Here is an 11,746-nt window from a genome sequence, read left to right on the forward strand (position 1 = left end):
ACTTATGTCTAATAAAAAATCGATAGCCATCTTGGGCTCTACGGGTTCCATTGGAACTCAGGCATTAGAGGTTATCAAATCACATCCTGATCATTTTCAAGTTGAAGTACTGACAGCACAAAACAATGTAGATTTACTCATACAGCAATCCATTGAATTCAGACCCAATGCTGTGGTAATTGGAAATGAGGCGTTATATGATAAAACTTTTCATATACTCGACCCATTGGGAATAAAAGTTTATTCAGGAGAAAAATCCTTAGCAAGCGTAGTACAAATGGACACCATTGATGTAGTTTTGACCGCATTAGTAGGCTATGCTGGCTTAGTACCTACCATTAAAGCCATTGAAGCAGGCAAACATATTGCTTTAGCCAATAAAGAAACTTTAGTGGTTGCGGGCGAATTAGTCACTTCATTAGCTCAGGAAAAAGGAGTGAATATTTATCCTGTAGATTCTGAACATTCGGCCATTTTTCAGTGCTTGGTGGGAGAATTCCATAATCCGATTGAGAAAATTATTTTAACGGCCTCAGGTGGCCCTTTTAGAGGGAGAAATAGAAAATTTCTAGAATCAGTGAAAAAAGAGCAGGCTCTAAAACATCCGAATTGGGATATGGGAGCAAAAATCACAATTGATTCTGCCAGTTTGATGAATAAAGGTTTGGAAGTTATTGAAGCCAAATGGTTGTTCAATCTTAGAGAAGATCAGGTAGATGTAGTAGTGCATCCACAATCCATCATTCACAGCATGGTGCAATTTGAAGATAGCTCCATAAAAGCTCAAATGGGGCTTCCTGACATGCGGGTGCCGATTATGTTTGCTTTAAGCTATCCTGACCGTTTGAAAGCTGATTTTCCGAGATTTAATTTTATGGATTATCCTCAGCTCACATTCGAACAACCCGATAGCGATACATTCCGTAATTTAGCCTTAGCATTTCACGCACTTAGCAGGCAAGGAAATGCCGCTTGTATTTTGAATGCAGCAAACGAAGTAGTAGTTTCGGCTTTTCTTGAAGACAAAATCTCCTTTTTAGGGATGTCTGAAGTAATAGAAAATTGCCTAGATAAAGTACATTTTATTAAAACCCCAAGTTTGGAAGATTATATTTCAACAGATAAAGAAACTAGAATTAAAGCTTTAGAGTTAATAAATTGATGGAAACAGTTATTATGATCGCCCAATTAATTTTGGGCTTATCTATTTTGGTAGGATTGCACGAGTTTGGCCACCTTTTGGCAGCCAAAGCTTTTGGTATGAGAGTGGAACAATTTTCAATTGGCTTCCCTCCTAAAATTTTTAGTTTCAAATACGGAGAAACAGAATACGCATTAAGCGCCATTCCGTTAGGTGGTTTTGTGAAGATTTCCGGGATGATTGATGAATCCTTGGACACAAAAAACTTGGACAAAGAGCCTGAGCCTTATGAATTTAGAGCAAAACCTGCTTGGCAAAGATTAATTGTGATGATGGGGGGAATTATTGTGAACGTCATTACGGGTATTATCATTTTCATATTTCTTCAATATGGATATGGTGAAACATACGAATCAAAAGAAAACATTACTGAAAATGGTATCTATGCTTATGAGCCTGCCAAAGAAATAGGCTTACAGACAGGAGATATCATCCTTAACGTAAATGGAAAAGATTACGAAAAAGTAAGTGATCTAACAAGCTCAGATGTGCTTTTGGAATCTGATAGCTACTATACTGTACTAAGAGATGGTAAGGAAATCGTAATTCCTATCCCGAACGATATGATTGAAAGAATATCTGAAGACAATCAACGAGTTGCTTTTATTTCTCCATTATATGAATTTCAGGTTGATAACATTAAACCACAAAGCAATGCGGATATGGCTGGATTAATGCCAGGTGATAAAATCATTGCTGTCAATGGAGATAATGTTCAGTATTTCCAATTCTTTAAAGAAAAATTAGAGAATAATAAAGGTGAAGAAATTCGCTTGACTGTGAAGCGGAATGAAAAGATTGAAAATCTTCAAGCTAAGGTTGGAGATGATGGACTGTTAGGATTTATGCCTAAAATGGATGTGGAATTGGAGCATGAAGAATTCACTTTTGCTGAATCCATACCAGCAGGAACTGCTAAGGCATTCAATGTTATTTGGCTAAATATTAAAGGATTCGGTAAAATTTTCAGGGGAGAAGTTTCCGCTTCTGAATCATTATCAGGACCAATTGGTATTGCTCAAATATTTGGAGGTGAATGGATTTGGCAGAAATTCTGGGGAATCACTGGACTTCTTTCTATGGTATTAGCTTTTATGAACTTCTTGCCTATTCCAGCATTGGATGGTGGTCATGTAGTCTTTTTAAGCTATGAAATTATCTCAGGGAGAAAACCATCAGACAAATTCCTTGAAAATGCTCAAAAAGTTGGTATGGTTTTATTACTAAGTTTAATGGCATTTGCTATTTTCAACGACATCTGGAAAGTAATTTTCTAATAGTGAAATCGACATTATAAATTCAGCTTCAAACTTTAATTTTGACGAAGCTGAATTTACAATCAAAGATTCCATGTGACCATTGAAAAAACACATTAAACACATGAAGCCAACCCAAGTCTTAACTTATATCGTTATTGCGGCAGTTATTCTGATTGCTGTTTTTAGTTTGTTCAATACGGGTGACAGTCCAAAGATGGAGAGCAATTATATGGAAGAAATGAAAGCTTTCCGTCATAAAAAAGACAGCTTCATGCGAAATGATGAGAAATCTCCTTTTGTAGAACAAAATGTCACTTTTAAAGGCTTAAATTATTTCGATATAGACGAAAGCTTTAAAGTAAAAGCATCTGTTGAAGCAATTCAGGATGGAAAAGTATACGAATTACAAACCAGTGATGATAAAATCAAAACTTTTCAAGCAGTTGCCATTTTGCATTTTGATGTTGTAGGTTCGCATGGAGATTTAACACTTTTGCAATCTGCGGAAGATGGACATTTTTTCCTTCCTTTTTATGATGAAACCTCTGCTATTACCACTTATGGTGCAGGAAGATATCTGGAAGTGGACTTTAAAAAGGGACAAAATCAAGTCGTTTTAGATTTCAATAAAGCGTATAATCCTTACTGCGCTTACACTACAGGCTATAGTTGCCCAGTTCCTCCGCCTGAAAATAATATTTCCATTCCGATTAATGCTGGAGAGAAGAATTATGAATAAGCGAGGATATACAGTATCATAATAACACCCCTAAAGTCCCCTCAAGGGGACAATCTCACAGATTTAATGCAGTAGGAAATAATAAATTTCATTACTTTTTATCAAGTATCAAGCATAAATTTTGGGGAAAGTGATGCTAAATCAAATTAAAAAGTCAATATAAATTCTGTGCGGCTCCCCCCTTGAGGGGGGCAAAGGGGGGTGTCCCATAAATTAGGACAGCAAATAAAACAGGAAAAATTACGAATAAGCATAATTAATCATTCTCCTTATCAATCATTTCTTTAATTTTGTTTTTGGAATATAAAAATGGACTCCTAAAGAATCCACATTTATTAATAGAGAAGTATAAAAACACAGAAATGAAGATCGCTTTAAACTGGTTAAAGAACTATATAAATATTACGCAAACACCTGAGGAACTTTCGGAGACGCTTACCAATACAGGGTTGGAAGTGGAAGGAATGGAAGAAATAGAAACTGTGCCCGGCGGATTGAAAGGTTTGGTAATAGGAGAAGTCAAAACTTGCAAAAAACATCCCAATGCAGATAAATTAAGCATTACTACAGTTGATATTGGTGAAGCAGAACCAGTACAAATTGTATGCGGTGCCCCAAATGTTGCAGTAGGACAAAAAGTAGCGGTAGCAACTGTCAATTCCACACTTTATCCTAATCCTGATGAACCCTTCCAAATCAAGAAATCTAAAATCCGTGGAGAGGTTAGCATGGGGATGATGTGTGCTGAAGACGAAATTGGAATGGGTGTAAGCCACGATGGAATTATGGTTTTGGATACTGATAAAGCCAACGGAACTCCAGCAGCTGAGTATTTCAATATTGAATCTGATATAGTTTATGAAATTGGTCTTACGCCAAATCGTGCTGATGCCATGGGGCATATTGGTGTAGCTAGAGATATCAAAGCAGTAACAGGTGAAGAAGTAAAATTCCCATCTGTTGAGGATTTCAAAGTAGAAAATCAATCGCTCTCTATCAAAGTAGAGGTTGAAAATGCAGCAGCTTGCCCTCGTTACAGTGGAGTAAGCATTTCAGGCATAAAAGTAGCATCAAGCCCCGATTGGTTGCAAAACGCTTTGAAAAGTATTGGATTACAGCCCATAAATAATGTGGTGGACGTGACCAACTTTGTAATGCACGAATTAGGGCAACCACTTCACGCTTTTAATGCTGATAAAATCACTGGCAATACCATAAAAGTCAAAAACTTAGCAGAAGGCAATCCATTCACCACTTTGGATGAGAAACAAAGAAAACTTTCGGCTAAAGATTTAATGATTTGTGATGCTTATTCAAATCCACTTTGCATTGCTGGGGTTTTTGGTGGAAAAGATTCAGGTGTAAAAGATGATACGAAAAATGTATTTTTGGAATCCGCTTATTTTTCTGCTGATAGCGTGAGAAAAACTTCTCAGCATCATCAGTTAAAAACTGATGCTTCATTCCGTTATGAAAGAGGGACTGACCCAAATATCACTGTTTACGCACTCAAAAGAGCAGCTTTGTTGATTCAGGAAGTAGCAGGCGGACAAATCAGCAGTGAAATTCAAGACGAATATCCAGTAGCTATTCCAAACCGAGAGGTGATGATGAAATATAAAAACATCGACCGTTTGATTGGGAAAAAATTAGAGCAGGATGAAATTCATACTATTCTCAACAGATTGGATATTGAAACTACCGATAAAACAGATGAGAGTTTCAAAGCAATTGTTCCACCTTATCGAGTGGATGTTACCCGAGAAGCAGATGTGATTGAAGAAATCATCAGAATTTACGGTTTCAACAATATTGATCTGCCAGAAACACTTTCAAGTAGCTATATGGCAAGTTTCCCTGAAGTTGACCCGGTTAAAATGAGAAAAGAAGCGGGTTTACTCTTAACTGCTAATGGTTTTCAGGAAATCATGACCAATTCTCTGACTAAATCGGTATTCAGTGAGCAATTGGATGGCTTTAATTCGGAAGAAGATGTTGAAATCCTCAATAAGCTCAGTGAAGATTTGGGTGTGATGCGTCAGGATTTAATGTTTACGGCTCTAGATGTGTTAGCTTATAACATCAATCGTAGACAAACCGACCTGAAATTCTATGAATTTGGAAAAGTTTATAAAAAAATTAATTCCAAATATAAGGAGCAAATGCGCCTTGGGATTTACCTGACGGGGAAAAACGAAGCTGAAAATTGGATTCGAAAAAATGAAAATGTAAAATTTCACGACCTCTATTCGGCAGTTCTAAAAATTTTCAATAAATTTAATGCGGAAAGTATTGAAAATGAAGAATTTCATAACGATTGCTTCGACTATGGCTTGAAGTTAAAAATCAAGCAAAAAGAAGTTGCTGAATTGGGTAAATTAAGTAAAAAAGCCCTGAAATTGAGCGGGTTGAAGCAAGATGTTTTCTATGCTAACATCAATTGGGAAGCACTATTGAAAATGGTCAATATCAACATCCAATTTGAACCAGTGAGTAAATTCCCTGAAGTAAAAAGGGATTTATCATTAGTGATAGATGACAACGTTTCATATGATGAAATTAGGCAAATAAGCTTGAAACAAGCACAATACTTAATTAGTAAAATAGATGTTTTCGATGTTTACGAGGGAGACAAAATCGAGAAAGGAAAAAAAGCTTATGCTTTATCCTTCACTTTGCAAGACAAAACGAAAACATTGACAGATAAGATTATAGATAAAACAATGGACAAACTGATGAAGGCTTTCGAAAGCGAAATTGGGGCAATAATCAGGAAATAAAATGAATCAGGCAGCTACACATAACGAATTAAATGCCCTAGAGCGAAAAGTTCAATTGCTTTTGAATGAATATCAAAATGCGAAGAATGAATTAAAAAGCTTAAAAGCGGAAAATGAAGAATTGAAAGCTGTTTTAAAACAAAAAGACGAGAAAATTAACAACTTTCAAAATCAAGATAAAATTAGTAAAATTGTAGGAAGTATTGGGAAGAGTGAAGCAGAGGCTTCTGAAATGAAGGGTAAAATTGACGATTACATTAAAGAGATTGATAAGTGCATATTGCACTTAACACGATAGATAATAACCGGTTTATGAGAGAACTTTCAATCAAGATTAAAATTGCTGACAGGGAATATCCTATGACAGTTAAGGCTGAAGAAGAAGAAAGAGTGAGAAGAGCCGGCAAATTAATCAATGAAAGATTGAAATCTTATAGAGAAAAATTCGGAATTGATGACAAACAAGATTTACTTTCAATGGTAGCTTTCGATGCTATTGTTGACAGATTTGGCGTTGAAGAAAATTTACAAAGCAATGACGAATCGGTTTTGAACAAAATAAAATCTATTGAGCATTTAATCAATCAAGCAATATAAACCCTTCCAATCAGAATAAATAGAGCCTTTTAGGCAATTACCTGAGAACCGTTTGTAATCCCGATAATTATCGGGACTGATAATCAAAATCAAACATCAAACGTTTCAGTAATTAAATTTTGGTTCTATATCCACATCACCGCTTCCCATTAAAAATAAATAAAAATGGGAACTATATACATCATCATTTCCGGAGTAGTAGGATTGATTTTGGGATTTTTGCTTAGCAAAATTGCTCAAAAAAGCCTACTCACCAAGCTAGAAAGAGAAGCGCAAGATAAAGCCGCTTTGATCGTTCGAGAAGCTGAAGTAAATGCGGAGAATACCAAAAAAGACAAAATGCTCGAAGCTAAAGAGCATTTTCTTAAAAAGAAATCAGACTTTGAGGATGAAATTGGCCAAAGGAAAAGCCAGATGGCTGCTAATGAAAATAAGCTGAAACAAAGGGAGCAAAACTTTTCCAAGGAGATTGAGCAATTAAAAAGGAAAGAAAACGAAACTCAAAAACTTCAAGAAAATCTCAATGCTCAGTTGGAAGTAATTGCCAAACGAAAAGAAGAGCTCGAAAAGGTAAAAGAACAGCAGGTCAACATATTGGAAAAAGCAGCTAATTTAACTGCTGATGAAGCGCGTGAGCAATTAATTGAAACACTGAAGGACGAGGCTGAAACCAAAGCTTCATCATTGATAAAAGATATCATGGAGGAAGCTAAGCTTTCTGCCACCAAAGAGGCTAAGAAAATTGTAATCTCTACCATACAGAGAACCGCCACTGAGCATGCTGTAGAAAACTGTGTATCCATTTTCAACATCGAAAGTGACGACATCAAAGGTAAAATCATTGGTCGAGAAGGAAGAAACATCCGCGCTTTGGAAGCCGCAACAGGTGTCGAAATTATAGTGGATGATACGCCTGAAGCAATTATCATTTCCGGTTTCGACCCAGTGAGACGAGAAATTGCTAGATTATCTTTACACAGATTGGTGCAGGATGGTAGAATTCACCCAGCAAGAATTGAGGAGATCGTAAATAAAACGACCAAAAACATTGATGAAGAAATAGTCGAAATTGGCGAAAGAACAGTTATCGATTTAGGAATTCATGGCCTTCATCCTGAATTAATCAAGATGGTAGGACGATTGAGATTCCGTTCTTCTTATGGACAAAACCTATTGCAACACTCAAGAGAGGTCGCCAATATGTGTGCTACCATGGCATCTGAATTAGGATTGAATCCTAAATTGGCTAAAAGAGCAGGTCTATTACATGATATTGGAAAAGTTTGGCCAGAAGAGCCAGAACAACCTCATGCTATTATAGGAATGGAGTTTGCCAAGAAATTCAAAGAACATCCAGATGTTTTAAATGCAATTGGTGCTCACCACGATGAAATTGAAATGACTTCTTTAATCTCCCCTATTGTTCAGGCTTGTGACGCCATTTCAGGTGCAAGGCCAGGCGCTAGAAGAGAAATCATGGATAGTTATATCAAAAGACTAAAAGAGCTTGAAGAGCTTGCCTTGAAATTTGAAGGAGTAAACAAATGTTATGCTATCCAAGCTGGACGTGAACTGCGCGTGATGGTGGATGCCGATAACGTATCTGACCAAAAAGCAAGTCAGTTGTCATTTGACATCTCTCAGAAAATAGAAAAAGACATGCAATATCCGGGACAGATAAAAGTAACGGTTATCCGCGAAATGAGATCTGTTTCTTATGCTAAATAAGAAATATTAAAAATTAGAATTGAAAGCCCTTTTCAGAATGACAAGGGCTTTTTTATGCAATCCAATTAAAAATGTAAATTGCTAATTGATACTAAATCAATTCTTCCAATGAAAAACACTATTCTAATCCTGATTTCCCTCATTATTACTTTCTCTTGCCAAAATCCAAAGGTTGAAGAAAAGCAAACGGTAAAAATAGATAATCCCTTCACTGGTAAAAACCCATGGCCAGAAATTCGCAAAAAGCGAATAAATGAGTTATTACCTAAGGCCATGGAAAGAGCTGAAGTAGATGCTTGGATGGTGATTTGTCGGGAAAACAATAATGACCCTATGGCTCTACATATCGGTGGTGAAAATGCAGGTGGAACTTCCTTTTATGTCTTTTACAAATCAGATGACAATGTTAAGTCAGTAGTTTTCTGTTCTTTTGGAGAAGTTACCGCTTTAAAAGAATTAGGATTACACGATAGCATTGTCAGTGTTTCTAGAGGACAGGATGTTTTTGAATTGGCGACTGATTTTGTCAAAGAGTTAAATTCTGATAAAATCGCCATCAATATGAGTAACTCCAATTCAACCGCTGATGGTCTTAGCCATAGTCAGTATCAGAAACTGGCGGAAAGCTTTGGTTCCGAATGGGAAGACAAGTTTGTCTCCGCTGAGGAATTGGTGTATGAATGGCTTTCCATCAAGTTGCCTGAGGAAGTTGAAATCATGCGGAAAGCAGCAGAAATAACTGCAAAATGGGAATTGGAAGCCTATGAAATGGTGATTCCTGGAGAAACTACTGATGCTGAAGTAGCTGAATTTTTAAATGAAAAGATAAGAGAGAATGGCTATGAAGATGGCTGGAACCCAGAACAAAACCCGAATGTAAATTCGGGTCCTGACAGAGGACATTCCCATGCCACTGAGAAAATTATAATGCCAGGAGATGTAATTCAAACAGATTTTGGAATCAAAGTTTATGGCATTTGGGTAACAGACATACAGCGTTTTGCTTACGTATTGAAAGAGGGTGAAGAAAAAGCTCCAGAAGATATCCAACGCTATTGGGATGTAGCCAAAAGAGGCCATCAGCTGGTTTTTGAAAAAATGAAACCAGGTGTTTCTGGTTATGAATTAGACAAAACTCAAAGAGAATGGATGAAAGAAAATAGTTCATTGCCAGTCCCATGGAGCACGGGACATCCGGTTGGATATGTTGCTCATGATGTGGGCCCTTCTTTAGGTGGCGGACAAGAAGGAATAACACCTTCCAAGGCAGCTCTAAAACCATTAAGAGAAGGAATGGTCTTCGCCTATGACGGATTTTATGCATGGAAAATTGAAGGCGGAGAAAAAACCATATCAGTTGAGGAAATGGTGGTAGTCACTGAAAATGGTGCTGAATATTTAACTGCCCCTCAGGAAGAATTGATTTTGATTGAGGGATGGTAATTAGGTAAAATTAAATTCAAACCATATTCATATTCATTCTTTTTAATCTATCCTCATAGTACTCTGCATATAGCTTTTTACATTCATTATTTAAATTTGACTGCTCAATAAGGTGGTGAACCAACTTATTTGATTTAGTAAATTCAGCTAGTATTTTCGTGATTCTTGAATCTTTAATGCCAATTCTTTGACCAAACTCAAAAAAGTCTTGGTAAGTATAGAAGCCAGAAGCCTCGAATGCATTTGAAAAGCCATCTGTCAATAAATCCAGCGCCATGTCTTGAATACGAGTACACAACAGGTCATATACCGGTGTAAGGGTATAATCTCCTTGTTCGGATTTCATAACTGAGAAATTTTTTAAATGCGCATCACCATTGGAAAACACATAATTAAACAGGATCATCCTAAAGAATTTCTCTAGCTCTATTTTATAGGTAGGAATATATTCTTGGATGAGTTCAGCAATCTCCTCATAAGATAAGTCATACTTGTAGTTTTCCCCATGCGTTTCCGAAGTCATCTGCGCAATTTGTGCAAAATCTTCTTGTTGGATTTTGTGGTTATGCGTTTGGTCAAACCTACGCACAATATAAGCTGGACTACCATCTTTAAAATCCATCAAAGCATTGGCAGGGACATTCATTTTAAATAACTGCTTAGCGATTTGCATAGTGAGATGCTCATTTGCTGGCGCTTGATCCAAGAACTTGAATGTGCCAGTAGGAATGGGTTTAAGAATGTACTGTCCTCCAGTAGCCGTCAGTTTTAATTCGTCATCTTCTAATCTCAGTGAATATTTTACCTGAACTCCTGAAATAGATATCTTCTTTGTATGCTCTAGATAAGAATCAGATTTCTCCTCATAAGGAGAATTAAAATACAACTCCTGCGCTACTTTTTGACCATCAAAAAGCTCTTGCAAACATTTTTTGCAAAACCCAATTTCAACTTCTTTCAAACAGCCCGGACAATTCATTCTGATAATTCTTTTACTGTGATAGCACCAATGGTATCATTTTTAGCAGTTTTCATTAATAAACTAAAATGATCTTTTTCATCAATTTTCAATAGCCTACACTGGGTCAACTTATTAACTCCTTCCGATAAAAGCCCAAAAAAGAAAGGAAATAGTACTTTGGATCTATAAATTTCTTTTGATTTAGGAAGTGTTAAACTGATTGCTGTGGTCTCAGCGTTTTCTAGATATTCTTGCTCATACTGAAATAGATATTCACCCTCCTTAGTTTTTCCTAAGTAGCCAGCTAATACTTTATTGTTATATATAGCAGCCCTACTACTCATTTCATCACATTAATACCAATTGACAAACCTAACACCTCACAGATTTTCAGTAAGCTATCCAATTCAGGATTAGCTTCTCCTTTTTCAATAGAACGCAACGTCCTCTCCGATATTCCTGAAATATCAGCCAGATCTTCCTGAGTAATTTTGAGGAATTTCCTTCTTTCTCTTATGCTATTTCCTAATTCTTTTTTATCCATTCCAGCAATATTTTGCCGATTACGGACAAATATCAATAAAAAAGATTCGAAATCAAAAAAAAACGGCAATATTTTGCCGATTATAGGTTTTATGAGGATATTAAAGCAGAATATTTAAATTTTCGGCAATATATTGCTGATATATATTTCACATTTTCGCAAAACAACTAGTCACAATGTTTTTGAGCTCAAATGGATTTGTAATTGTCCTTTTACTAAAGAAACTCAATATTCCAAATAGTCATTTTCATTTATGGCCTTCTGACCCCAAACCCCGGGGATTTTGTTAGCAGCTTGTCCATTTAAAATCTTGGGAAGGGCAAAGTTTTCTAAAAAATTTTGATCATCAGCCTGGGATCAAGCAATAATTCTGGGGATTTAGGATTGAAGAATTAACTTTGTCAAAAAAAGACAAAGTGGATCAGAGTTTAATTGAGTTGTTTTTGCCAGAAGGGATTCTCGAATATTTCCGGGTTACTTCAGTTAAAAAGAAA

At 36.3% G+C, this 11,746-nt stretch carries 11 protein-coding genes; 8 read left to right on the forward strand and 3 right to left on the reverse strand.

Annotated features, from left to right (window positions below; genetic code table 11):
• Positions 1–4 precede the first annotated feature (4 nt).
• From VFM92_RS01735 to VFM92_RS01770, 8 genes are all read left to right on the forward strand, one after another.
• Positions 5–1,162, forward strand: a complete 1,158-nt coding sequence (locus VFM92_RS01735; RefSeq protein WP_325120469.1) for a 1-deoxy-D-xylulose-5-phosphate reductoisomerase — start codon at positions 5–7, stop codon at positions 1,160–1,162.
• Complete coding sequence (gene rseP / locus VFM92_RS01740; protein ID WP_325120470.1) at positions 1,162–2,478, forward strand: RIP metalloprotease RseP; 1,317 nt, start codon at positions 1,162–1,164, stop codon at positions 2,476–2,478. Before VFM92_RS01735 ends, rseP begins: the two co-directional genes overlap by 1 nt.
• A gap of 103 nt (positions 2,479–2,581) precedes the next feature.
• Positions 2,582–3,199, forward strand: coding sequence for a DUF1684 domain-containing protein (locus tag VFM92_RS01745; protein WP_325120471.1), 618 nt, complete (start codon positions 2,582–2,584; stop codon positions 3,197–3,199).
• A 362-nt stretch (positions 3,200–3,561) separates the two neighbouring features.
• Positions 3,562–5,979, forward strand: coding sequence for a phenylalanine--tRNA ligase subunit beta (gene pheT, locus VFM92_RS01750; RefSeq protein WP_325120472.1), 2,418 nt, complete (start codon positions 3,562–3,564; stop codon positions 5,977–5,979).
• A 1-nt stretch (position 5,980) separates the two neighbouring features.
• Positions 5,981–6,277, forward strand: a complete 297-nt coding sequence (locus tag VFM92_RS01755) for a hypothetical protein (RefSeq protein WP_325120473.1) — start codon at positions 5,981–5,983, stop codon at positions 6,275–6,277.
• A 14-nt stretch (positions 6,278–6,291) separates the two neighbouring features.
• Entirely contained in the window at positions 6,292–6,576 is a 285-nt protein-coding gene (locus tag VFM92_RS01760; RefSeq protein WP_308350775.1) for a cell division protein ZapA, read from the forward strand.
• A 165-nt stretch (positions 6,577–6,741) separates the two neighbouring features.
• Positions 6,742–8,304, forward strand: a complete 1,563-nt coding sequence (gene rny / locus VFM92_RS01765) for a ribonuclease Y (RefSeq protein WP_325120474.1) — start codon at positions 6,742–6,744, stop codon at positions 8,302–8,304.
• Between the two features lie 108 nt (positions 8,305–8,412).
• Positions 8,413–9,747 carry a M24 family metallopeptidase gene (locus VFM92_RS01770; protein WP_325120475.1) on the forward strand — a complete coding sequence of 445 codons (1,335 nt, stop codon included), beginning with the start codon at positions 8,413–8,415 and terminating at the stop codon, positions 9,745–9,747.
• A gap of 16 nt (positions 9,748–9,763) precedes the next feature.
• Here the strand turns inward: VFM92_RS01770 and VFM92_RS01775 are convergent, their stop codons facing one another.
• The 3 genes from VFM92_RS01775 to VFM92_RS01785 are packed head-to-tail and all read right to left on the reverse strand — an operon-like array spanning position 9,764 to position 11,252.
• On the reverse strand, positions 9,764–10,708 hold the full coding sequence (locus tag VFM92_RS01775; RefSeq protein WP_325120476.1) for a HipA domain-containing protein: 945 nt from the start codon (positions 10,706–10,708) through the stop codon (positions 9,764–9,766).
• A gap of 14 nt (positions 10,709–10,722) precedes the next feature.
• A complete protein-coding gene (locus VFM92_RS01780) occupies positions 10,723–11,052 on the reverse strand; it encodes a HipA N-terminal domain-containing protein (RefSeq protein WP_325120477.1) in 330 nt (109 codons plus the stop codon).
• Complete coding sequence (locus tag VFM92_RS01785; protein ID WP_325120478.1) at positions 11,049–11,252, reverse strand: helix-turn-helix transcriptional regulator; 204 nt, start codon at positions 11,250–11,252, stop codon at positions 11,049–11,051. Before VFM92_RS01785 ends, VFM92_RS01780 begins: the two co-directional genes overlap by 4 nt.
• Between the last annotated feature and the right edge of the window lie 494 nt (positions 11,253–11,746).

The sequence above is a fragment of the Marivirga sp. genome, assembly GCF_035704835.1.
Lineage (GTDB): Bacteria > Bacteroidota > Bacteroidia > Cytophagales > Cyclobacteriaceae > Marivirga.